26 protein-coding genes are annotated in these 22745 nt (G+C 68.0%); 14 read left to right on the forward strand and 12 right to left on the reverse strand.

Features of this window, described 5'->3' with window-relative positions; all coding sequences use genetic code 11:
- Positions 1 to 130 precede the first annotated feature (130 nt).
- From QSK21_RS15855 to QSK21_RS15865, 3 genes are all read left to right on the forward strand, one after another.
- Positions 131 to 2224, forward strand: a complete 2094-nt coding sequence (locus tag QSK21_RS15855; protein ID WP_285696585.1) for a DUF6801 domain-containing protein — start codon at positions 131 to 133, stop codon at positions 2222 to 2224.
- A gap of 107 nt (positions 2225 to 2331) precedes the next feature.
- Positions 2332 to 3795 (forward strand): sulfotransferase family protein, encoded by a 1464-nt coding sequence (locus QSK21_RS15860; RefSeq protein ID WP_285696587.1) that lies wholly within the window; start codon positions 2332 to 2334, stop codon positions 3793 to 3795.
- 122 nt (positions 3796 to 3917) lie between these two features.
- A complete protein-coding gene (locus QSK21_RS15865; protein ID WP_285696588.1) occupies positions 3918 to 4682 on the forward strand; it encodes a sulfotransferase in 765 nt (254 codons plus the stop codon).
- A 406-nt stretch (positions 4683 to 5088) separates the two neighbouring features.
- On the opposite strand, the gene QSK21_RS15870 is transcribed toward QSK21_RS15865, so the two are convergent.
- Positions 5089 to 5730 (reverse strand): hypothetical protein, encoded by a 642-nt coding sequence (locus QSK21_RS15870; protein ID WP_285696589.1) that lies wholly within the window; start codon positions 5728 to 5730, stop codon positions 5089 to 5091.
- Between the two features lie 557 nt (positions 5731 to 6287).
- On the opposite strand from QSK21_RS15870, the gene QSK21_RS15875 reads away from it, so the two are divergent.
- A complete protein-coding gene (locus tag QSK21_RS15875) occupies positions 6288 to 6815 on the forward strand; it encodes a DinB family protein (protein ID WP_285696591.1) in 528 nt (175 codons plus the stop codon).
- 18 nt (positions 6816 to 6833) lie between these two features.
- Here QSK21_RS15875 and QSK21_RS15880 read toward each other — a convergent pair whose 3' ends face one another.
- The 8 genes from QSK21_RS15880 to QSK21_RS15915 form a co-directional block, all read right to left on the reverse strand.
- Positions 6834 to 7307, reverse strand: a complete 474-nt coding sequence (locus QSK21_RS15880) for an SRPBCC family protein (protein ID WP_285696592.1) — start codon at positions 7305 to 7307, stop codon at positions 6834 to 6836.
- Between the two features lie 329 nt (positions 7308 to 7636).
- The gene (locus QSK21_RS15885; protein WP_285696593.1) at positions 7637 to 8053 is read right to left on the reverse strand and encodes a hypothetical protein; all 417 of its coding nucleotides are present in this window, start codon (positions 8051 to 8053) and stop codon (positions 7637 to 7639) included.
- Between the two features lie 946 nt (positions 8054 to 8999).
- Entirely contained in the window at positions 9000 to 9299 is a 300-nt protein-coding gene (locus tag QSK21_RS15890) for a hypothetical protein (protein ID WP_285696594.1), read from the reverse strand.
- Between the two features lie 280 nt (positions 9300 to 9579).
- The gene (locus tag QSK21_RS15895) at positions 9580 to 9768 is read right to left on the reverse strand and encodes a DUF397 domain-containing protein (RefSeq protein ID WP_285696595.1); all 189 of its coding nucleotides are present in this window, start codon (positions 9766 to 9768) and stop codon (positions 9580 to 9582) included.
- A complete protein-coding gene (locus QSK21_RS15900; protein WP_285696596.1) occupies positions 9765 to 9959 on the reverse strand; it encodes a DUF397 domain-containing protein in 195 nt (64 codons plus the stop codon). The genes QSK21_RS15895 and QSK21_RS15900 overlap by 4 nt, the downstream gene beginning before the upstream one ends.
- Positions 9960 to 9961: 2 nt before the next feature.
- Positions 9962 to 10147, reverse strand: coding sequence for a DUF397 domain-containing protein (locus QSK21_RS15905; RefSeq protein ID WP_285696597.1), 186 nt, complete (start codon positions 10145 to 10147; stop codon positions 9962 to 9964).
- A complete protein-coding gene (locus QSK21_RS15910; protein WP_285696598.1) occupies positions 10147 to 10338 on the reverse strand; it encodes a DUF397 domain-containing protein in 192 nt (63 codons plus the stop codon). Before QSK21_RS15910 ends, QSK21_RS15905 begins: the two co-directional genes overlap by 1 nt.
- Positions 10335 to 11150: a helix-turn-helix domain-containing protein gene (locus QSK21_RS15915; RefSeq protein WP_285696599.1), complete on the reverse strand. Its 816-nt coding sequence runs from the start codon at positions 11148 to 11150 to the stop codon at positions 10335 to 10337. The genes QSK21_RS15910 and QSK21_RS15915 overlap by 4 nt, the downstream gene beginning before the upstream one ends.
- A 98-nt stretch (positions 11151 to 11248) precedes the next feature.
- Here QSK21_RS15915 and QSK21_RS15920 point away from each other — a divergent pair, with 98 nt between their 5' ends.
- Complete coding sequence (locus QSK21_RS15920) at positions 11249 to 11695, forward strand: ATP-binding protein (RefSeq protein ID WP_285696600.1); 447 nt, start codon at positions 11249 to 11251, stop codon at positions 11693 to 11695.
- A gap of 97 nt (positions 11696 to 11792) precedes the next feature.
- On the forward strand, positions 11793 to 12230 hold the full coding sequence (locus QSK21_RS15925; RefSeq protein WP_285696601.1) for a hypothetical protein: 438 nt from the start codon (positions 11793 to 11795) through the stop codon (positions 12228 to 12230).
- 56 nt (positions 12231 to 12286) lie between these two features.
- Here QSK21_RS15925 and QSK21_RS15930 read toward each other — a convergent pair whose 3' ends face one another.
- Both QSK21_RS15930 and QSK21_RS15935 read right to left on the reverse strand, forming a co-directional pair.
- The gene (locus QSK21_RS15930; protein ID WP_285696602.1) at positions 12287 to 12529 is read right to left on the reverse strand and encodes a hypothetical protein; all 243 of its coding nucleotides are present in this window, start codon (positions 12527 to 12529) and stop codon (positions 12287 to 12289) included.
- 62 nt (positions 12530 to 12591) lie between these two features.
- Positions 12592 to 14001, reverse strand: coding sequence for a B12-binding domain-containing radical SAM protein (locus QSK21_RS15935; RefSeq protein WP_285696603.1), 1410 nt, complete (start codon positions 13999 to 14001; stop codon positions 12592 to 12594).
- Between the two features lie 437 nt (positions 14002 to 14438).
- On the opposite strand from QSK21_RS15935, the gene QSK21_RS15940 reads away from it, so the two are divergent.
- Positions 14439 to 14666: a hypothetical protein gene (locus QSK21_RS15940; protein ID WP_285696604.1), complete on the forward strand. Its 228-nt coding sequence runs from the start codon at positions 14439 to 14441 to the stop codon at positions 14664 to 14666.
- Positions 14638 to 15153 (forward strand): GNAT family N-acetyltransferase, encoded by a 516-nt coding sequence (locus tag QSK21_RS15945; RefSeq protein WP_285696605.1) that lies wholly within the window; start codon positions 14638 to 14640, stop codon positions 15151 to 15153. Before QSK21_RS15940 ends, QSK21_RS15945 begins: the two co-directional genes overlap by 29 nt.
- Here the strand turns inward: QSK21_RS15945 and QSK21_RS15950 are convergent.
- The gene (locus QSK21_RS15950; RefSeq protein WP_285696606.1) at positions 15124 to 16143 is read right to left on the reverse strand and encodes a methyltransferase domain-containing protein; all 1020 of its coding nucleotides are present in this window, start codon (positions 16141 to 16143) and stop codon (positions 15124 to 15126) included. The genes QSK21_RS15945 and QSK21_RS15950 overlap by 30 nt on opposite strands.
- 528 nt (positions 16144 to 16671) lie before the next feature.
- Between QSK21_RS15950 and QSK21_RS15955 the strand changes: the two genes are divergently transcribed.
- The 6 genes from QSK21_RS15955 to QSK21_RS15980 are packed head-to-tail and all read left to right on the forward strand — an operon-like array spanning position 16672 to position 22736.
- Positions 16672 to 17652, forward strand: coding sequence for an ABC transporter ATP-binding protein (locus QSK21_RS15955; protein ID WP_285696607.1), 981 nt, complete (start codon positions 16672 to 16674; stop codon positions 17650 to 17652).
- Positions 17649 to 18440 carry an MlaE family ABC transporter permease gene (locus QSK21_RS15960; protein ID WP_502871567.1) on the forward strand — a complete coding sequence of 264 codons (792 nt, stop codon included), beginning with the start codon at positions 17649 to 17651 and terminating at the stop codon, positions 18438 to 18440. Before QSK21_RS15955 ends, QSK21_RS15960 begins: the two co-directional genes overlap by 4 nt.
- 4 nt (positions 18441 to 18444) lie before the next feature.
- Positions 18445 to 19281, forward strand: coding sequence for an MlaE family ABC transporter permease (locus QSK21_RS15965; protein ID WP_285696609.1), 837 nt, complete (start codon positions 18445 to 18447; stop codon positions 19279 to 19281).
- A 25-nt stretch (positions 19282 to 19306) separates the two neighbouring features.
- Entirely contained in the window at positions 19307 to 20566 is a 1260-nt protein-coding gene (locus QSK21_RS15970) for an MCE family protein (RefSeq protein ID WP_285696611.1), read from the forward strand.
- A 2-nt stretch (positions 20567 to 20568) separates the two neighbouring features.
- Positions 20569 to 21615, forward strand: a complete 1047-nt coding sequence (locus QSK21_RS15975) for an MCE family protein (protein WP_285696804.1) — start codon at positions 20569 to 20571, stop codon at positions 21613 to 21615.
- Positions 21612 to 22736, forward strand: a complete 1125-nt coding sequence (locus QSK21_RS15980; RefSeq protein ID WP_285696612.1) for an MCE family protein — start codon at positions 21612 to 21614, stop codon at positions 22734 to 22736. The genes QSK21_RS15975 and QSK21_RS15980 overlap by 4 nt, the downstream gene beginning before the upstream one ends.
- Positions 22737 to 22745: the final 9 nt, after the last annotated feature.

Here is a 22745-nt window from a genome sequence, read left to right on the forward strand (position 1 = left end):
CGATCTCGTCTCGCCGTGCGTATGCCGGACGGCCGGAGAGATGGAGAGGAACACCGGCATGAGATGGACCATTGGCGGATCCTCCGGCGCCTTGGCTGGCAGGTGGGCGCGGGTCGCGGGGTTGTGCTGCATGGTTCTGCTCGTGGCCTTGATGCCTCCCGCCCGGGCTGAGATCGCCCCCCAGGAAGCGGACGTGACGCTGGACTATGGCTGCCAGTTGGCACCAGGGCCGCGTCAGGTGAGCATCCGGGTCAACGCGACCTTCCCGGGCGCCGGAGTGGTAGGCCAGGCCATCCAGCCCAAGGACGTGACCGTGCGGGTCGCGTTCCCGCCCGCCACGGTCGCCGAACTCGCCGGACAGGGCGTGGCGACGGTCGGCGGCGCCGTCGACCTCGGCACCACGGTGGCACAGAACGGGAAGTCGTCCGATTCCGCCTGGACCGGCCTGGCCGCGCCGGCCACACCGCTCCCGAAGACCGGTGGACTCACCCTCGTGGCCTCCGGCCCGGTGCCACCGGTGACGGTGACGGCGCCCGGTGACGTGAGGTTCACCGCAGGTCTCCTCGGCCTCACCCTCACCCCGAAGAAGGCCGACGGCTCGGCCGCCGACCCTGCCACCATGCCGCTGGCGTGCACCCTCAACCCGGGCCAGGGCGGTCATCTGGTCACCGTTCCGGTGTCCGAGAGCAGCACGCCCGCCGAGCCCCCGACAGCGCCGAACGCGCCGGAGACGACATCGACGCAGGCCGGTCGCCCCCGCGGGATCATCGCTGGACCCGGCGCGGACAACCTGGCCTCGGCCGGTATCGATGTCTACGAGGATCTCGATGTCCGCGCCAGTGAGGTGTGCGGGGACATCGAGAACTGGCCTACAGCCACGTTCCTGGCGGCGAGCGGATACCTGGCCGGTCATGCCAACGCCACGAAGCTGAAGAGCGCGGTAAGGGTGGGCTACCCGGTTCCCGGGCTGCTCAAGGCGGATCACCCTGGCCCTGCGACCGACCCCGACGCTCGGGGCTGGGCTGTGCAGGCGCTTCCCGTGGACGGGGTACGGTATAACTGCACGCTGGTCGTGGCGGACCTCCTCTATCAGGGACGGAAGGAGTTTCCCCCGGCGCAGGGAACGTTCCTGGGTTTCGGATTCATGCCGGTCACCGCCACCGTCCACATAAGCCAGGTGGAAGACGAACCGATCCGGTCCCTTGTATTCCAGCCTCTGCTTACTCCGGTCGGGGAGCCCTTCTCGCTCGTTGCGACGGCGAGATTGTCGCTACGGCTGTCGGATGTGAGGGTGAACGGCGTACCGCTGGACGTGGGCGGCAACTGCCGCACCAGCGAGCATTTGACCTCTCCGAGTAGTCCCTACCGTCCGGATCGGATGGTGCTGTTCGGCGGAGGCCCCGGTTTCAGGGCCGCGACGCCGGAATTCTCCAACATCGGTTTTGGCGGGGCAACGGCGGGAATGGCTACGATCCCCCGGCTCACCGGGTGTGTCACTCCGAGCGGCGAGGATATCACCCCGCTACTCAACGCCACGGTCGCCGGTCCCGATAATTATATGAAAATCATCGTCGGCCCGCTGTGCATGGCGCTAAGTCAACCGGCCAACTGTACGAACGGTTTGCAGGGTGGGGATCCTACGAAGGTGCCGTACTGGACCGTCAGTAATGGCGGCACTTACAGTAGCTCCGGCTCTGTGAATTTCAAACACCTAGTCAACAATATCGCAACGTGCGACACGGACGTGTCAGGTGCCGTGCCCGATACAACGGGCCCTCCTCGCGGCAACATCGGCACCGTGCGCTTCTCCTTCCGCAACTGCACCGGCCCCGGCGGTAGTACGTGGCAGGTGGTGCAGCGTGGGACGGCGGGCTTGGTCGCCTCCAGTTACAACGCCGGCACGAGAACGGTGGACGGCAAGATCACTGGTATACGGCTGCAGCTGACCGGGACGGGCGTCCCGGGAACCAGTGGGCCATGCACGGCGGAAACCTTCGGGAGCGTAAGCCTGTCCTACACCAACCCTCCCAACGCGAGGATGACCCTCTTGACGGGCACTGGAGGCAATATTGGCAACCGTATCCAAGCCTCTACCTGCCCTAATATCCCGGCGCCCGTACCCGGTACTAGGCCACTTCCCGTTACGTTCGGCGGCGTTTTCGACCTTGGCTCTTCGCAAATCACCATCACCAGCCCCCCTGCGTCCGAGGTCGCCGGACCTTGAGTTCCATCGAGAAGCAGAAGAACGTCGGAAGCGGTTAGTCATCGTTGCTTCGAGTGTCCAGGCGAAAGGCCGTTCGGTGGTCCGCGGCCCGAGATTGGTTGGTGATCATGCAGGAGTCCGTAGCCGAGGTGGCGTCCTCCGGTATGTTCCCGATGGGGGCGTCCGCCGAGCCGGTGTTCGTGTTGTGCGCGGCGAGGTCAGGGTCGACGCTGCTGCGTTTCCTGCTCGACGCGCACCCGGACCTGGCGTGCCCGCCGGAGACCAATGTGCCCACCTTGTGCGGGCAACTGGCCACGGTGTGGTCGCTGATCGAGGGGGCACCGCTGTCACAGAACCGGGGCGACGAGCCGCCGGAGATACCGGATGCGGCGATCGCCGGGGTCCGCGAGACGATGGAACGGATGGTCGGGTCGTACCTGGCCCGGCGAGGCAAGAGGCGGTACTGCGACAAGAGCCTGGGCACGGCCCGGTTCGCCTACCTCATGAGCCGGGTGTGGCCGGAGTCGAAGTTCCTGTGCCTTTTCCGGCATCCGATGGACGTGATCGCGTCCGGGATCGAGGCGTGCCCGTGGGGGCTGCAGGGGTACGGGTTCGACCGGTATGGCGCGGAGAGCCCGGGCAACTCGGTGTTCGCGCTGGCCCGGTTCTGGGTGGACAACGCGGCCACGATCCTGGCCGCACGGGACCGGTACCCGGACCGGTGCCACACGGTCCGGTACGAGGACCTGGTCGCCGACCCGGAGAGCGTCGCACAGGGGATCTTCGACTTCCTGGGAGTACCGCGGGTACCGGGCATCTCGGAGCACTGCTTCTCGCCCGAACGGGAGAGGTTCGGGCCGGCGGACTACAAGATCTGGCACACCTCGAAGATCACGTCCGACTCGGTGGGCCGGGGATGGTCCATCCCGGCGGGCCTGATTCCGGCCCAGGTGCGCGCCACGATGAACGAGCTGGCGGGCAAGCTGGGCTACGTTCCCGTGGATGAGGGCTGGGGCACCGCCGACGCGCCCGCCGACCTGCGCGCCGACATCGGTGACCGGCAGGCGGTGAAGGCGTCCGCCGACGCCGGAGACGCACCGGCCGCCATCTCCGTCCCAGGGTTGGTCGAGCGCCTCAACGCCGCGCTGTCGCGGATCGACGACCGGTTCATCCGGGACTGGGACCCGTACTCCAAGGATTCCTTCACCGTGGTGATCACGCCTTCCTCCGAGGCGGCGCCCGGCGGCGGCTCCGGGTGGCTGGTCGACCTGGAGGCGCGTACGGTCACCCCGCTGCAGGGCACCGGCGTTGAGGGAGACGCCGAAGACGAAGACGATGACAGTGACTGGGACATCATCGGTTCCGCCGAGACCTGGGAGTCGGTGATAGACGGCACCCTCAACCTTTCGGTGGCGCTGCGCCGCTACCAGCTCCGGTACACCGCCGAAGGCGGCGCCGACGGGGTGGCCACCGTCGCCAGGGTCGGCATGCTGTCGGAGTTGCTCGGCCTGACCTCGTGGGGCCGGCCCATGCAGACGGAACGGGACCAGGGCGCCGCGCCGGATGCATCACTGGTGGGGGAGCGGCCATGACGCTCGGTAGGTCGCGTCCCAAGGATGCCAAGGCCGGTGGCCGGGCCCACGGCCGGCCGGCCGTCCGTCCGGCTGGTGACATCGATACCGGTGGGGGCGGCCGCACCGCTCCGGTCATCCTGATGAGTTACTCCCAGGCTGGGATGTGGCGGCTGCGGAATCTGCTGTCGGATCGCTCCGACCTGGCGTTCACCCAGGGCACCGGGCTGCTGCCGTTGTGCGAGCAGACGCTCGCCACATGGCGGCATGTGGAAGGAAGACGTCCCCAAGCGCCCCCCTCCGCGATGGCCGTCGCCTCCGTCCGCTCCCTGATGAAGGGGATGATCACCGCTCTTGTGCTCAAGACCGGCCGTTCGCGCTGGTGCGAGGTGGCGGTCGCGCAGCAGGGATCCGCCGAGGCGTTCCTGCAGGTGTTCCCCAAGGCCCGGTTCGTGTGCCTGCACCGGTCCTGCCCGGACGTGATCTACTCGATCCTTCAGGCCAACCACCCGTGGGGACTGTCCGGCCCGGCGTTCGCGTCGTTCGTCACCGCCCACCCGGACAGCGCCGTCAGCGCGCTTGCCGCCTACTGGGTCGCCCATGCCGGGCCGCTGCTCGCGTTCGAAGAGGCCCATCCGGAATCCTGCCTGCGCGTCCGGTACGAGGACCTGGCGACCGTCCCGGACCAGGTGGAGCGAGATCTGCGGGAGTTCCTCGGCCCGGACGAGGGCGTGGCGTCGCTGCCGTCCTTGCCGGGCGGCGACGAGCTACCGGACTTCACCGGCCCGATGGCTCCCGGCTGCGGGAAAGGCATTCCGGCCGACCAGCTTCCCCCGGCACTGCTGGCCCAGGTCAACGACCTGCAAGGCAAGCTGGGCCATCCCCCGCTGGACCGGCTTTCCGACTGACGTCTCCATCAACCGCCCGAACCGCCCTGCCGCCGCGCATGGGTGACCAGTGTGACCATGCAGGCCGGGCGCGTCTTGTTCCATCCATCAGCCGAGTACGGGACCGCTCGCGTCGCCCTTCTGCGCTTTTTGTCGCGGCGGACGCGCGTTCGGTGTGGGCTCCAGTCCGGTCCACCGCACTGCAACGGCCGTCGGCGGCGGTACATACCCGTCGCCGGTCGGCGCGTGCCGGTCGCGCCTGCGAGAGGGTTCGTGGTGAAGGGCAATGGCTTGCGGTACCCGGGAGACCGGTGATCTGGCATGAATCGAGGCCCGCCGTCTGTGTGGTGGACGACGACGGGCCTCGATGCGGGGGAGTCGGAGGCAGGCTGATGGTCAGGTCCCGAACCCGCCCCGGGTTACGCGGTTACCCGGGGGTGACCGTGGGTTGACTCAGGTTCAGCGTGATCGTGTTGTTGGCGCCCGGAATGACCAGGTTGATCAACCAGGTGGACAGGAGGCAGTTCTCGAAGTTGGGGATGGTGTAGGTGCCCGTGAACGTGCCGCCGGTCAGGACGGCCCAGTCGGGGCCGGAGTTCAGCGTCAGATCAACGGGAGTCTCGGTCTGGCAGTGGTCCCCGACCAGCGCCGGAATGCCGGCGATCTTGACGTTGGAGAGCTTGATGTTCATCTTCGCCTTGGCCTCGGTCGCGCCGCCGCGCGGGTTGACGAAGGCCGTGGACTGGCCCACTTCGGTGAACGTCACGGTCGTGGACACGGGGAGGAAGCCGATCAGCTCGAACGAACCGGACGCCGGAGGCAGGTTGACGCTCGCGGTCGCTTCACCCGTGGCCAAGTCGAGGCGCGCGCTCAGCGTGCCGGGGCCGAGGGCCAGATCGTCGTCGGGCCCGGCGATGTGGCTCGTGCCGGTGAATGGGTAGCTCACGTTGAGGAACGGAGCCGCCTGGGCGACGCCCGGCACCGAGAGAACGGCGGCCGCCGCGGTCGACGCGGTGGCCAGTGCGGCGATCTTGCTGATTCTGGACCGGCGGGTCTTCGTACGCGCCATAAGCTCCTCCTGAAGGGGCGGGATCGGCGGCGTGGACGGTGGATCCGGGTGCGAACGACCGGTGATTCCGGATGACGATCACGTGTGGCGGACATCGACCGGCCGCCACCGGGCGAGGTCGATTCGCCCGGGCACACAGGGGGGAAATGTCGTTGCCGACATATCTTCGGATGGCTGGACGAATGTAGATTAACGCCGCCTGGAAAAGGTGACAAGAGCAGGGAGGAAAATGGCCGGAATGGGCGGATGGCATTGTCGCCATCGGATAAGAGGGCGCCGTTCTTTGTTTCCCGGTGATGAACGCGCTCGCGGTTCGCGACCTCATGTCGGATACCACCTTTCCTCCTGGTCGTGCCCCTGGCAGGGAGCGAGGCGCACCCGGCGGAGCGTTCACCGCCTACACGGATCACTCCGGGTCCTGATTGGCCCCGGCCTCGACCAGACGGCCACGTCGGCGCGGGTCAAGGTCGGGCGGCCGTCATGGCCGACGATGGCCGGCGTTCGAGCCGCTCCAGGTCCGCGAGCGGTAGGGATGGTCCTTGTGTCATGCTGGGCCGATGGTGTGGACTGCGCCCGAAGTCGAACGTTCGTTGCGGTTTCTGGAGGTTCCGACCGGGGATGAGCGCGCCCTGGCCGATGCGTGGCTGGACCACCATCGGCAGACGCTTTTATGGAAGTGTGGTGGCCTGACCGCCGAACAGTTGAAGCTGCGTGCCGTTGAGCCCTCCGAGCTGACGTTGCTCGGGCTGGTCCGCCATATGGCCGAGGTCGAACGGGACTGGTTCCGGACGAGGTTTGCCGGCGAGCAGGTGCCGTACCTGTATGTGACCGACGAAGACCTCAACGCCGAATTCGATGTGGAGGACGCCGACGCCGAGGCCGATCTCGCCACGTACACGGCGGAGATCGAGGTCATCCGGGGGCTGGTCGCCGACCGTGCGCTCGACGAGGTCTATGTCGATCCGCGCCGCGAGCATGAGATGAGCCTGCGCTGGGTCTACGCCTCGATGATCCAGGAGTACGCCCGGCACAACGGCCACGCCGATCTGCTCCGCGAACGCATCGACGGCCGCACCGGCCAGTAACACGGCACGGGCCGGATGTCAGTCGGCCGACTCGACGTACGAGGCGAGATTGGCCAGCGAGGAGGCGATGCCGGTCTCGTGGACGGCCTGGTCGATGCCGGGCGGCACGTCCGTGGCGGTGACGGTGACCTCGGTCCCGTCACCGGCGGCGGCCAGATGCCAGGTCATCGTCATGGTGCCCGCGAACGAGGGGTCGTCCGCCTCGAACACCGCCCTTTGCACCACGCGCTCCGCCGGTACCAGGTCGGCGAAACGCACGTCGACGACGTCAGTCGCATCCGTGGTCTTGCCAAGACTCCCGGTCGGGTCGAGGTAGGTGAGCACCATCCGGAACCCGCCGCCGGGCCGGGGATCCCACCGCTCGATGCGCCCGCTCATCCCGTCCGGCGGCAGCCAGGACTCAAGGGCCGTCCGGTCGAGAAGGGCGCCGTAGACGGCCTCCGGCGGTGCCGCGATCACCCGACTGGCCCGGTCGACCCTGCCGATGGTCACGGCTCCCCGCGCTCGATCCGACTCACGACGAACTCGGCGGATGCGAGGGTGAGGTACCCGGCATCCGGGTCTTTGAAGTCTCTCACTCCGATGCTCCGCTCAAGGCGCCTCAACGCAGCGCTGGTCGTTGACACCGCCGCTGTGAGTGCTTTTGCGCCGCCGCTCGTTCATCACAACGACTCCCTGAACTGGGTACGCCTCCGGGTCCTGGAGTCCCTTACCCCGATGCCTGGCTCACGACGCCCAGCTCGACGCAGGCTTTGAGAAACTTCTGCGCCACTGGAGGAGCGTCGCCAAGTCACTCCGCCATTCTCACGTCCAGCGGACGTTCAGTTACCCGGCTGAGCACGCGACATCGGGGCAAGGCTCTTCAGACATTCCTTGAGCGCGGCCTGGGCCTTGGCGGTGTCGGCCCCAGGGGACGGCGACCAGACCGATCCGTCGGTCGGCAGCACGACGCCATGCTCACGCATGCAGTCCGACAGCACCTTCTTGATAGTGGTCCGAGCAGCCGGGCGGCTCGACTGACCGGAAGGCCGCCCATTGCGTGGGGCCGGAGTGCCCGGCGTCGGCTGAGCGGAGGGACTGGCCGAGGGCGACGAAACGGCGGCGTTCGGCGTGCCCGACGCCGTCGGCGGCGCCGCACCTGCGCCGTCCTCGCCGGAGGACCCGCCGCAGGAGACCAGAACCAGCCACGCGGCGACCGCCGCCACCGCCCATTTGACCGCATGGCTGGAGCACTTCATGGGGTGGGCCGTCCTCACTCCATCGAAAATCCGATTGGACCTTCGTAGCCTGACTCATCGGGCCGACCCACGGCAATATTCACAAGTGGCAATCCTGCGAGGAGTGATTGTCACCGAGTGAGCAGTCACGAAGGCGGGCCTGACGAGCAAGGACGGTGAATCGGATGGGCAAGGCGTGTGCGGTGCAGAAACTCGTTCACGGCATGTGAGTCGGGCAAGGCCGCCGGCAGTGCCAGCGGCAGTGTGCGGGCAGCACCATGTTTCTGTCACGACCTGGCACCGCCGGATCGATCAACACCCAATCGGTGATCTTGCTGCTGCGCGGGGTGCGAGGAGAAAGGTGATCGGGGGTTGCGTCCCATCACCACTGGCACCTGGGCGAACCCGCCGCTGAAGGTGTTGGACACCATGCCCTCATTACCGGTCGCCGATGCCGAACTGGGCGTGGGTGCGGGATCAGGTTCGCTGGCGGGTGCCGGGATGAATGCGCAGAGGTGGTCGGCATTCCTGACAACCATTCCGGTCCGGATGCCGCGCGCCTGTCCCACGCCTGGGCGATGACCTCCAGCGACGCCCAGAAGAGGAGGTCGAGGGCCGGTATCCCCGGCCGCGAACACCTGAAGGAAGCGAATCCGCTGACCTGTAACACGTAGTTGCGACCAGCGGAACGGGACGATGGGGTGCGTATGACCGCGTCCCAGGCCGAGCGGGCCTGCCAGCCGCCGATGAGCAATCCAATGACAGCGAACGTGAGCACACCCGTCACGGGTGCGGGCGCTTGCTCGCGCCAGCTCTCGCGCTGCCTCCCCAGTGGCGAACACGCCTTGGACCGCCCGCCGCAACCTCAACTCAGGCTGTGCCGCCGGACGACAAGTCGGGCGACCCGCCCCAGGCGCCAAATGGGAACGCGCCCCAGCCCGGCTGGGCTGGGGCGCGCGGTCTGAGGTCACACGCAGATCATGTCCACGCCCGCGGTGAAGGAGGTCTCGCCCTTCGAGCGGTCGGGCGGCCAGACGATGGGCTCCGCCACGAGCTCACAGTCGAAGAGCCCTTCCGAGCTGGCCATGATCTCGACGTCGTCGATCGCCTTCTCGATGGCGCGTTGGGCCGTCAGGCCACGTCCGAAGCCGTTCCACACCGGAACCTCGTCGGCCGCGGCGGGGGCGCCCACAGAGACGACCGCGGCGGCGGTCACGGCCACCAGGAACGCGCTTACGGTTCTCGGCCGTAGTCCTCGCAACCTCATGTCGGTACCACCTTTCTCCTGGTCGTGCCCCTGGCAGGGAGCAAGGTGCACCCGGCAGACCATTCACTGCCTACACGGATCGCTCCGGGTTCCGGTTCGCCCCGGCGTCGACCGGACAACCGCGTCGATGCAGGTCAGAGTGGGGCGAGCACCATGGCCGACGGTGGTCAGCGTTCCGCGGAGCCACCACGATCGCCTGCGCCTGACGGTCATGTCCTTGGCCCGGCGTCAGGACGACGAGGAGCATGCGAGCCTCTCTTCCGCCATTGGACGGTCATGGCTACCGCTCCCCGTGCCGCTTGATCGAACGAACGAGGGTTGCGAACTCGGCGGGTGTGAGGGTGAGGTGGTCGGCATCCGGGTCTTTGGAGTCCCTCACCCCGATGCCCTCCTCAAGACGGCCCAGCTCAACGCAGTGCTGGTCGTTGACACCGCTGCTGTACCTGCTCTTCCGCCACCGAACGTTCATCGCCATGACTCCTGATGCTGCCTGATCCAGCTCACCAGGGTGCCGAACGCGGAAGGCGTGAGGGTGAGATGCCCGGCATCTGGGTCCTTGGAGTCCCTGATCCCGACTCCCTGTGCAAGACGACCCAGCTCAACGCATACGTCGTCGTTTGCGCCGCCGCTATAGGAGCTCTTCCGCCATTGGACGGTCATGCCTACGGTTCCTGGCGCCTGATCCAGCTCACGAGGGCGCTGAACTCCATGGACGTGAGGGTGATGTGCCCAGTTTCCGGGTGCTTGGAGTCTCTGACTCCGACCCCCTGCTCAAGACGTGCCAGCTCAACGCAGTGCTGGTCGTCGACACCGCCGCTGTGTGTGCTCTTCCGCCATCGCTCAGTCATTAGGATGACTCCACTTGCCGCTTGATCCAGTTCAGGAGGGTGCCGAACTCGGCGGGTGTGAGGGTGAGGTGGCCGGCCTCCGGGTTTTTGGAGTCCCGGATGCCGACACCCTGCTTGAGAGGAGCCAGCTCAACGCACTGATTGTCGTTGATACCGCCGGTGTACGAACTCTTGCGCCACTGCACGATCATGAGTACGTCTCCAAGTATCGTTCGATGATCTGGCGTGAGGCTTCCTCGGATGCCGCCTTCACGCCGATACGGTCCAAGATATGGGACAACTCGCGCACTTCGCGAGGTGTCTCGATCAAGCGTCCGCCGTTCTGAGCGCCAGAGTATGCGACATCGCGGTCTTCCAACGTGAGGATCTGGACCGATCCATCGACCCCCACGTGCTCGCCCGAGGAGAAGGGGACCACTCGGAGGCTCACGTGAGGGAGGGCGGCCTTCTCCAGCAGGTGCTCCAGCTGCTTTCTCATGACTTGCTTGCCTCCGACCGGACGGGCCAGCACCGCCTCATCGATCAGCGTCCAGGTGAGCAGCTCCTCTTCCTTCTCCCAGTAAGCCTGCTTCTTGGCGAGGCGAAGGGCCGTAATACCCTCCACGTCCTTGAACTTGCTCGCTTTGATGCAGGCGTGAGTGTAGTCGTCCGTCTGCAGCGCCAGAGGCACGACTTGGCCGTGGTAGGTCTTGATCGAGAGAGCTTCCTTCTCATATTGATCGACCTGGCGGCCCCAATCAGGGTCATGAGCCATTCGGGCAAACCAGAGCAATACCTGAAATAGGATGCCCGTCCCATATGTCCGATCGAGAAGACGTACTTGATCGTCGCTGGGGCGCCGCCTGCCTGCCTCCATGTTGGAAACAGTGGATCGAGCTGCGCCGATGATCTCCCCGCACTGGGTGAGTGACAGCCCCGTCTTCTCCCTCCAGAAGCGCATGAGTACAGCCAAGAAGTGCCACATGGAGATCTTCGGGTCGAGGGGCTCGCGGACGATGGGCACGTTTCCTCCTGTTTCCAGTTTGGCTGAGTACAGGGAAAGTTTAGAGCGATGCAGTGATCCTTATCGCCGAGAACCCGGAACCAGCGCCAGGAGAGGACATGGGTGCGACGAAGGCTGATGAATTGATCTTCTCTATGCCGGGTTCACCTGCGGTGATAGGGGTGGCGCGGGCGCTTGCGGGCGCTCGGCTTCGCAAATGGGACTATTCCGCCATTCTTAACGATGCACTTCTTATCGTCAGCGAGCTGGTCACCAACGCGGCCGAGGTGACCCCCGGCGAGAAGATCGTCCTCCAGATCGGGCGGGACGGACAGGGGATCTTCTTCGCAGTGTGGGACTCCAGCGCCCGCATGCCCGAGCCCCGGCCGGTCGCCGAGCTCAGCCTCGACGACCTGAATCTTTCCGAGGAGAGCTTCGACGACAACGGCGGCTGGGGGCTCGCGCTCGTCCAGGCGCTCTCGACCTCGTGCGGGGTGACCCGCGACCCCAACGGCGGCAAGTGGGTGTGGGCCCGGTGCGCCATGGGCCGCTCGGAAGGGACTTGATTCGGCCTCCATTACGGGAACCTCGTGCCGGAATGGGGCGTCAAAGTGATCATTGTGGAGGGCGGGGAATCGCGATGCGGGGCTGGAGAGGATCTTCATGATCGATTCTGTCGCCAAGCCGGCCGGTGCGCTCGCCATCTGTGGTGCGCTTCTCGCCTCCTCCGGGTGCGGTCTGGCCACCGACCTCAGGTACTCGGCGGATCCGTGCGGGCGTATCAGCCACGAGCTGGGCTCGCTGGAGAAGAAGAGCCTCGGCCACAGCCGGTATTCCGCGGACCACGCGAAGGCGTTCAGGAACGCCGCCTCCGAGATCCGCGCCGCGGCCAAGGACATCGACGGCTCCAGTTGGAGTCGCGACCCGCAGTACGGGCGGCGGGCGGCGAATGAGATCGCCGCCGAACTCGATCAGATGGCCGCCAAGCTGAGTGCGCTCCCGCCGGGTGGAAGGGCCGTCTACATCAGTCCCGGGAGTAAGAAGCAGGACCTTCCGAGTGCCCTCCTGGACGCTTGCGGCATCCCGACCGATGACCTCTGACGGTCAGCGGGCGACGTAATCCGCCGCCGTCAACGTGAGTAGCCCGATGATCAGGATCACCGCCAGTACAGGCCGAGGAAGACCACCCAGGCGGCCCGCGCGATCGACCAGCGCCGCCCTTCCCCGGCGAGGGCGAACAGGACCAGCGTCGGCGCGATCAGGACCGCGACCAGGACATCGGCACCGGCCAGCCGGTCCACCAGCAGTTCCGTCGGGCAGAACCCATCGGGGCCGAAATCCTCGCAGCGGAGGCTTCCGGCGCCGTGGCTTTTCCGGATCGGCGGGAGAAGTGTCAGCAAGCCAGGCCGCGGCCGTGACGATCACGAAGGGCTTGATGCAGGAGCGGCCCATGTAAGTGATCTTATAGAGCAGGGCTCGCCGTTTTCGCTGGTTCTCGACGTTCGGCGCGATATGTGCCGAACCCGGCCAGGATGGATTCCAGCAACGGCAGGGCGCGGCCCGCTCTTTTGGCGCGGATGACCAGGTCCCAGGCGGGCTCGAACTTCTTCCAGCCGCCCGCGTACGCGGCGTGCCTCGCCTTTCCGCGTAACGTCGGCTTGGTCGCGGCGCCGCGGAATATCGAGCCCCAGCGGTAGAAGTCGCGGTACGCGCGCCAGTATCCGTCCTCCAACTGGCGCGCGGTCATCTTCGCGGGTTTGAAGACGACGGTCCGGGTGTCGTACCGGTCCCAGTCGGAATGCAGGATCCGGTCCGCCTTCGCCATGCGGTCATAGAGGCGCGTGCCGGGGTACGGGGTCAGGATGTGGAAGGTGGCGGTCTCGATCCCCTGGCCGATCGCCCATTCGACCGTGCGGTCGAAGACGCCCGGGTCGTCCTCGTCCATTCCGAAGACGAAGCTGCCGTTCACCATCACGCCGTTGTCGTGCAGCCTGCGGACGACCGCGCCGTAGTCGCGGTCGATGTTCTGCCATTTGCGCTGCTCGGTGAGGTTGCCCGCGTTGACCGTCTCGAAGCCGACGAACAGGCTGCGCAGCCCCGACTCCACGGCCTTCTCCAGGAGCCCGGGTCGCAGCACCGCCTGCACCGTCCCGGCGGCCTGCCAGAGCCGTCCCATCCCGCGCATCCCGTCGAACAGGGCGGACGCGAAGCGGGCGTTGCCGAACAGATGGTCGTCCAGGAAGTAGAGATGGCGGCCCGGAAGCCGTTCGATCTCGGCGAGCGCGGCGTCGACGGTCTGCGTGTAGAACGACTTGCCGCCCTCGAAGAACGCCTCCTTGTAGCAGAAGTCGCACACGTGCGGGCAGCCGCGCGACACCACGATCGAGTTCGGCACCAGGTACCGCTCGCGGGCGATGAGGTCGCGGCGGATCGGCGGCAGGCCCGCGAGCGTGCGTTCGGACGACTCGTACCGTGGCGCCGGACGCCCCGCGCGGAAGTCGGCGAGGAAGCGGGGCCAGGTGTCCTCGCCGGGACCGCAGAAGATCGTGTCCGCGTGCCGGGCCGCCTCGTCCGGAAGCGAGGTCACGTGCAGCCCGCCGAGGCAGACGTACGCGCCGCGGCTCCGGTACAGGTCGGCCAGCTCGTACGCGCGCCGCGCCGAGGTGATGTAGACCTGGATCACGACCAGGTCGGGCTCGTCGGAGGTGTCGACCTTCTGCACGTGCTCGTCGGTCACCGTGACCTCGTCGTCGGGGTCGAGGTAGCCGGCGAGCGTGGCCAGTCCCAGCGGCGGGAACAGCGAATACTTGATCGGACGGAAGAACGGAGAGGTCGCCTCGGTCAGTGCCGGAAGGATCATCTTCACGCGCATGCCTCATTGGACGCAGGCGACCGGCCGCGAGTGGTGGCCGTCCTGTGGAGATCCGGGGTAGATCCCGCGTGCTCATCCGAGGCCCAGCAGCGTGCGTCGCGCGTCCGGAGTGCTTGTGGTGGCGGACGGGTCCTCCCCATCAGGCTGACCGCCACGACCGCCATGGACATCCCGCAGGCCCCCGCGACGCCGAAGCCCGCGACCCGCAGCCATCGACGCCGCCGCTCCGGACGTGTCCAGCAAGACCGGCGCCGTCTGCTCGGCCTCCCCACGTCAACGTCCTCCAACGACTTGCGTGCTGCTCGGCTTCCGTACTGCGCGGGACGCCTCCCCAGGCAGCCGTGCCCGGCGGCCCTCGCCATGGCCGCGATCATCGGGCGGGCGCTGCCGCTGTGGTGGCGCAGGCGCGCCCCTCCACCGTCCTCGCGTCCCTGATCGTGATCGTTAGCGTGTGGGCCGTGCTCGCCGGACTGGCGGGGTCGGAGACGATGCTGACGCTGCTCTTCTTCGGCGGCGCCGCCACGATGGTCGCGGTCTCCTCGGTCGGCTGCCACGCGCGGCAAGGCGTGCCCACCTGGGACATGCCCGAGTATTCCGGCGCGGCGGTCGCCCGGAGGCCGGACGTAGGGTGTTGGCATGTCGGAGGTGCGAGAGGCGACCGTTGAGGACATCCCCGGGCTGGTGCGGCTTCGCGGGCAGATGTTCGCCGAGCTGAGGAACGACTTCGGCGAGGCGCCCTTCGAGGACGGGTGGCGGGACGCCTGCGCCGCCGCGCTCAAGGAACGGCTCGCCGCGGACGACACGCGGATCGCCGTGGTCGGCGACGGCGCCGCCGGGCCCATCGCGTGCGGGATGGGCGTCATCGACCAGCGCCTTCCGTCCCCGTACAACCGGACGGGCCGCGTCGGCTACATCTTCGGCGTCATCACCGACCCGGCCCACCGGCACCGCGGCCACGCCCGCGCGATCATGAAGGATCTGCTGGCTTGGTTCGACGCTTGTGGCCTCGACCGCGTCGACCTGCACGCCACGGAGTTCGGGATCCCGCTCTACCGGTCCCTCGGCTTCACCGAGCACCCCGAGCCGACGTACACCCGCAAGCACCCCGACCAGCCCCACCCCTCACGGCCGGTGCAGCCGGACGAGATGTGAGTGGGTCCCCGCAAGCCTGATCTGCTGCAAGTGGACGGGTGTCAGACCCTCGCGTATCGCGGACGCCAGAGCACCCGGGTCGGGGATGAGGACGACCGCGGCTCCCTTGGGCGCGAGGACGCGGCGCAGCTCCGTCCAGAAGCGGTGCGGGTTGCGGGCGAGCAGACCGGAGGGATTGACCTGTGCGCCCCAGGGCGGGTTGGTGATGACCCTGTCCACGCTCGCGTCCCCAAGAGGAAGGCCGCCCGCGTCCCCTCGGCGAAGGACGATCGGTAGCCCCCGCGCGTTCTCGCGTGCTGCTCGCAACGCGACGGTTGCCGTGTCGAAGCCTTGGAACCGAGCGTCCGGGTGCAGACTGGCCGCCTCGATGAGGGGTGTGCCCGCACCACAGCATGGGTCGGCCACGACCTGGCCTGGCTGGATGTCGGCCAGCAGTGCCATGGCGGCGGCCACCGGTGGGTGCAGCGTGCCAGGGATGGTGCTGCGCTTGTACGGGCGGCGATGCAGGGGCCGCTCCGAGACGCGCAGCATGAGGATGGCGTGAGTCCCGTCCAAGGTGAGCCGCCACCCCTGACAGCCCGGCGGTGGCTGGCCGCCGTCCCGCCGTGAGTGGTACGAGGCGCCCAGGCGTGCCGCCAAGGCCCGGCCCACGGCGTCCTCTGCGTCGTACCGGTTGAACCTGCGCCGTCCCAGGAAGGATGCGGACACCTCCACGCCCCGCGTGGCGGGGACGTGGCGCAGGTCGGCCGAGGCGGCAAGTTCGGTGAGCCCGGCGACCGCCGCCCTGGACGGGCCGATGTCGGGCATGCGAGCGACCAGCAGGAAGGCGTCGTCCGCCGTGCGCAGCCCCGCCGTGCCGGCCGGGGACGACCCGGTGCGGAACCGCACCTCGCGATGCCCGATCCGGGTGACGGTGCCGACCTCGTACCGGAGGATCTCGGTGGCCAGAAGGGATTCGAGCCCGCGGACGCAACGCGCCACCATGCGCATGATGATCTTCTTCTCCCACGTCAGGACCCGGGACGGGCGGCCTGCCGGTCCCGCATCGCCGGCGACGGGGGCTCCTCGCCTCGCCGGCGGATCCCTAACGCAGGAAGAAGAAGTTCATGCGCATGATCCTAGCAGCACGCGGGGGACGTGGCGTTCGGCAATCCATTAAGGGAACGATCAAAGCCGCCGCTGGACCGTTCTGTGCGGCGGCATTCGATGACGGCATATTCATGTCAAGGGGTTGACAGGTCCTTTTGTGCATTTCCCGATACCATCCCGTGACCTGTGCAGATGCACCGTGCCACCGCCGGACGCGCACTCGGAGACAAACCGTTCGGTAGCGATTGTCATTCGGTGACAACGATGCCTCGGGCGGGAATTCATCCGCGTGGATTACTTGCGCCCCGCTGTGCGCCGGAAGTAACGTACCGGCCAGTAGCGACCGATGTCGCAACCTCGATGGCGGTCGCTATTCAGGGCCGGTTTCAAAAGATCGATGTTCGGCTTCTGCGGAATGGATTTCGTCGAATGGGACTCGAAGTCGTCGTCGAAGGGCTGACCAAGTCCTTCGGGCGGCAGACCATCTGGCGGGACGTGTCGCTGACCCTGCCCGCCGGTGAGGTCAGCGTGCTGCTCGGCCCGTCCGGCACCGGCAAGACGGTCTTCCTCAAGTCACTGATCGGGCTGCTCAAGCCCGAGCGCGGCCGGGTGCTCATCAACGGCGTCGACATGGTCAACGACCCCGAGCGCAAGATCTACGAGACGCGCCGCCTGTTCGGGCTGATGTTCCAGGACGGCGCGCTGTTCGGGTCGATGAACCTGTTCGACAACATCGCGTTCCCGCTGCGCGAGCACACCCGCAAGAAGGAGTCGGAGATCCGCCGGATCGTCCTGGAAAGGATGGAGATGGTGGGTCTGGCCGGCCAGGAACGCAAGCTCCCGGGCCAGATCTCCGGCGGCATGCGCAAGCGCGCCGGCCTGGCCCGCGCGCTGGTGATGGACCCGCAGATCATCCTGTGCGACGAGCCGGACTCCGGCCTCGACCCGGTCCGCACCGCCTACCTGTCACAACTGCTGATCGACCTGAACGCGCGGATCGACGCGACGATGCTGATCGTCACGCACAACATCGAGATCGCGTCCACCGTCCCGGACAACATCGGCATGCTGTTCCGCCGCGACCTGGTCACCTTCGGGCCCAGGGAGGTGCTGCTGACCAGCGACGAGCCGGTGGTCGCGCAGTTCCTGCGGGGCTCCCGGCAGGGCCCGATCGGGATGAGCGAGGAGAAGGACGCCGCCACGCTCGCCGCCGAGGCCGCGCTCCAGCTCCCGCGCACCCGCGTCCCGGAGATCGTCCCGCAGCTCGAACCCAGCCCGGGAATGCCCGAGCGCAAGGCGGTCGCGCGCCGCAGGGAACGGGTGATGTCCATGCTGCCGACGCTGCCGCCGCCCGCGCAGGAGGCGATCGTGACCAGTCTGCTGCCACGCCGCAGAGGGGCGTCGCTGTGACCGCGCCGCCCAGCGCCCCGATCCCCGGCACGGGCGCGCTGCGCGAGACCGGCCGGCTGTTCGCGCTCGGCGCCACCGTGCTGCGGCAGATGTTCCGGCGCCCGTTCCAGGTCCGGGAGCTGATCGAGCAGTTCTGGTTCATCGCCTCGGTGACGATCCTGCCGACCGCCCTGGTGTCCATCCCGTTCGGCGCCGTGATCGCGTTGCAGGTCGGGTCGCTGGCACGGCAGCTCGGCGCGCAGTCGTTCACCGGCGGCGCCAGCGTGCTCGCGGTGATCCAGCAGGCCAGCCCGATCATCGTGGCGCTGCTGATCTCCGGGGCGGGCGGCTCGGCGATCTGCGCCGACATCGGCTCGCGGACCATCCGCGAGGAGATGGACGCCATGGAGGTCATGAGCGTCTCGCCGATCCAGCGGCTGATCGTCCCCCGGGTCCTGGCGGCCATGCTGGTCGCCGTGCTGCTCAACGGCCTGGTCTCGGTGGTCGGCGTGATGGGCGGCTACTTCTTCAACGTCGTCATGCAGGGCGGCACGCCCGGCGCCTACCTGGCCTCGTTCTCCGCGCTCGCACAACTGCCCGACCTCTATATCAGCGAGCTGAAGGCGCTGATCTTCGGCTTCATCGCCGGTGTCGTGGCGGCCTACCGGGGCCTCAACCCCGGCAGCGGGCCCAAGGGCGTCGGGGACGCGGTCAACCAGTCCGTGGTGATCACCTTCCTGCTGCTGTTCTTCGTCAACCTGGTGCTGACCGCGATCTACCTCCAGGTCGTGCCGCCGAAGGGGTCGTGACGCGATGGCCTCCACCTCCTCCAGGCTGCGCCGTCCCGGCTCCTGGTTCGCCTGGCTCGACAAGCCCGGCGACCAGCTCGGCTTCTACGTCCGCGCGCTGCTGTGGACGCCCCGCGCGCTACGCCGCTACCTCAAAGAGGTGCAGCGGCTGCTCGGCGAGGTCGCGTTCGGCTCCGGCGCGCTCGCGGTGATCGGCGGGACGGTCGGCGTGATGTTCGCGATGACGCTGTTCACCGGCGTCGTCGTCGGGCTCCAGGGGTACGCGGCGCTCAACCAGATCGGCACCTCGGCGTTCACCGGGTTCGTCTCGGCCTACTTCAACACCCGCGAGATCGCCCCGCTGGTGGCCGGGCTGGCGCTGTCGGCCACGGTCGGCGCGGGCTTCACCGCCCAGCTCGGCGCGATGCGGATCAACGAGGAGGTCGACGCGCTGGAGGGCATGGGCGTCCCGTCGCTGCCCTACCTGGTCACCACCCGGATCATCGCCGGCACCGCCGCGATCATCCCGCTGTACGGGGTCGGGCTGCTCAGCTCCTACCTCGCCTCCCGACAGGTGACGATCTGGGTGAACGGGCAGTCCGCGGGGACCTACGACCACTACTTCAACGTGTTCCTGTCCCCGACGGACGTGGTGCTGTCGTTCCTCAAAGTGCTGATCTTCAGCGTGATGGTGATCCTCGCGCACTGCTACTACGGCTACCGCGCGTCCGGCGGCCCCGCGGGGGTGGGCGTCGCGGTCGGCCGCGCGGTGCGCACCGCGATCGTCCTGATCAGCGTCACCGACTTCTTCCTCAGCCTGGCCATCTGGGGCGCCACCACCACCGTCAAGGTCGCGGGGTGAGCATGCGATGAGACACGAAGGCCCGATGGCGACACTGCTGCTGCGGCTGCAGGGCGTGGTGTTCCTGCTGGTCCCCGCCCTGCTGGTGTGGCTGTCCGTGGCGATCTACCAGAAGCGGTTCACCGAGGCCGCCATGGTCACGCTGCGCACCGGCTCGGTCGGCAACGAGATGCACCCGCAGGCCGACGTCAAGCTGCGCGGCGTGGTCGTCGGCGAGGTGCGGGAGATCGAGGCGGACGGCTCCGGCGCCCGGCTCACGCTGGCGCTCAAACCCGAGTCCGTGCCGCGGATCCCGGCGAACGTGACCGCCCAGATGCTGCCGACCACGCTGTTCGGGCAGCGGTTCGTCGCGCTGATCCCGCCCGCGCAACCGTCCCCGGCCCGCCTCACCGCCGGCTCGGTGATCAGCGAGGACCGTACGGCCAACGCGGTGGAGCTCCAGGAGGTCCTGAACAACACCCTGCCGCTGCTCAACTCCGTCCAGCCGGCGAAGCTGTCGGCGACGCTCACCGCGATGGCGCAGGCCCTGGAGGGACGGGGAGAGGACCTGGGCGAAACCCTGGTGCGGCTGGACGCCTACCTGAAGAAGTTCAACCCCGACCTGCCCACGCTCAACCGCAACATCCACGAACTGGTCGCGTTCACCCACCACTACAGCGAGGCCACCCCCGACATCCTCGACGCGCTGTACGACTTCAGCAACACCAGCCGTACCGTCGTCGACCAGCGCCGCAACCTCAGCGAGCTGTACTCCACCGTCACGGCGGGCACCGAGGACCTGACCACGTTCCTGCGGCAGAACTCCGGCAACCTCATCAGGCTGTCCGACCGGAGCAGGCCGTCACTGGAGGTGCTGGCCCGGTACTCGCCGCAGTTCCCCTGCGTGTTCTCGATGCTGAACGACTTCATGCCAGAGATGGACCGGCTGCTCGGCAAGGGGACGGGGCGTCCCGGCCTGCGGGTCGACGTCAAGGTCGTCCCGTCCAAGGGACGCTACATCCCCGGACGTGACACGCCGCGTTACACGGCGACCGGCGGGCCGCGCTGCTACCCGGTTCCGTTCGACCCCTCGGGTGGCACGCGGCCCCTGGCCGCGCAGCCGGACCAGACCGCACCGGTCGCCGTCCCGCCCGGCGGGCTGGGGCTGCCCAACTCGCCGCAGGAGAACACGCTGGTGAACGAGCTGGTGGCGCCGTCCCTTCAGGAGGTGCCGACGGCGCTGCCCGACTGGAGCAGCGTCCTGGTCGGCCCGATCTACCGGGGGGCGGAGGTGAACCTCAAGTGAGGATGAACGTCAAGGGCCTGGGCGGGCCCCTGATCAAGTCGGCGCTGTTCGTCGTCGTGACGGTGACCGCCACCGCCGTCCTGGCCATCAGTGTCGCCAACACCGGCGTCGGCGGCGCCGACCGCTACAACGCGATCTTCGCCGATGTGACCGGGCTGATCGAGGGCGACAGCATCCGGATCGCGGGCGTGCGGATCGGGCAGGTCACCGACATCGACGTGGTGAACAGGCGGCAGGCGCGCGTGCGGTTCACCGTGCAGACCGGGCGCAAGCTGCCGGCGTCCACCACCGCCACCATCAAGTACCTCAACCTGGTCGGGCAGCGGTTCATCGAGCTGGACCGCGGCACCGGGCCGCCCGGCGAGGTGCTGCCGCGCGGCGGCACCATCCCGATCCGGCAGACGACGCCCGCGCTGAACCTGACCCAGTTGTTCAACGGGTTCAAGCCGCTGTTCCAGGCGCTGTCGCCCACCGACGTCAACCAGCTCGCCGGTGAGATCATCCAGGTGCTCCAGGGCGAGGGGCCCACGATGGACTCGCTGCTGCGCACCGTCGCGTCCCTCACCAGCACCCTGGCCAGCCGCGACCAGGTCATCGGGCAGGTCATCGACAACCTCAACGACGTGCTGGAGACCATCAACGCGCGCAGCGACCAGCTCGCCGACCTCATCGTCACCCTGCGCAGGCTCACCACCGGGCTCGCCGCCGACCGCGAACCGCTCGGCCAGGCCATCCAGGCCATGTCGGAGCTGACCAACAGCACCGCCGACCTGCTGAAGGTGGGGCGCGCGCCGCTCAAGGACAGCATCACCAACCTCGGCCGCCTGACGGGCAACCTGGCCGAAGAGTCGCCGACCCTGGACCGCTTCCTGCGAACCCTGCCGGAGAAGAGCACCACCATCGCCCGGCTCGGCTCGTACGGGTCGTGGCTGAACCTCTACATGTGCCAGGCCACGGTCAACGGCGTCACCTACAACGACGGCAGCGACCCGCCCACCGGCGTCCCGATCAAGGACGAGTCGATCGCGAGATGCGGGAGGCCGCAATGACCGAACCTCCCGAGCAGAGCCTCATTCCCGGCATGAAGGCCACGCGGGAGCCCTCCGCCGCGAAGCGCACCAGGACGCGCGGGCCGCTGCTGCGCAAGCCGGTCCGGGAACGCAACCCCATCGCCGTCGCCGTGGTCGGACTCGCGATCATCCTCGCGCTGTCCCTGGTGGCCTACCGCGCCGACGACCTCCCGGTGATCGGCGGCGGCACCACCTACACCGCCGACTTCAGCGAGGCCGCCGGGCTGCGTCCCGACGACGAGGTGCGCGTCGCCGGCGTCAAGGTCGGCGAGGTCACCGGCGTGGAACTCGACGGCAACAAGGTCAAGGTGAGCTTCCGGGTCCGGGACACCTGGATCGGGAACCGCAGCACCGCCGCCATCATGATCAAGACGTTGCTGGGCGACAAGTACCTGGCCGTGGACCCGCTGGGACCCGCGGCGCAGGACCCCGGCCAGCGCATCCCGGTCGGCCGTACCGTGTCGCCGTACGACGTGACGCAGGCGTTCCAGGAGCTGTCGGGCACCCTCGACCGGCTCGACACCGTCACGGTCGCGCAAAGCCTGGAAACGATCGCGGACACGTTCACCAACACCGCGCCCAACGTCCGCAAGGCCCTGGACGGGCTGTCCGCGCTGTCACGGACCATCTCCAGCCGGGACGCGCAGCTCGCGCGGCTGCTGGCCAACGCCCGCCGCGTCACCAGCGTCCTCGCCGAGCAGAGCGGGGAGTTCGCCCGCCTGCTCCAGGACGGCAACCTGCTGCTGGCCGAGCTGCGACGCCGCCGCGAGGCCATCCACGGGCTGCTGGTCGGGGCGCAGTCACTCGCACGGGAACTGAACGGGCTGGTCGCCGACAACCAGGCCCAGCTCGGCCCCGCACTCCGGTCCCTCGAACGCGTCGCCGACGTCCTCCAGCGCAACCAGGACAACCTCAACCGCGCCCTCGCGGTGGCAGGCCCCTACAACCGCCTGCTCGGCAACGCGCTCGGCAACGGACGCTGGATGGACGGATACCTGTGCGGGGTCGTCCCCAAGGAGTACACGGCACCGGGTGCGCAGCCTGAGACCGGCTGCATGCCGCCCAGGCCCGGCACCACTTCCGGAGGTGCAGGCCGATGATGGAGATGT

Source organism: Actinomadura sp. NBRC 104412 (assembly GCF_030269515.1).
GTDB lineage: Bacteria > Actinomycetota > Actinomycetes > Streptosporangiales > Streptosporangiaceae > Spirillospora.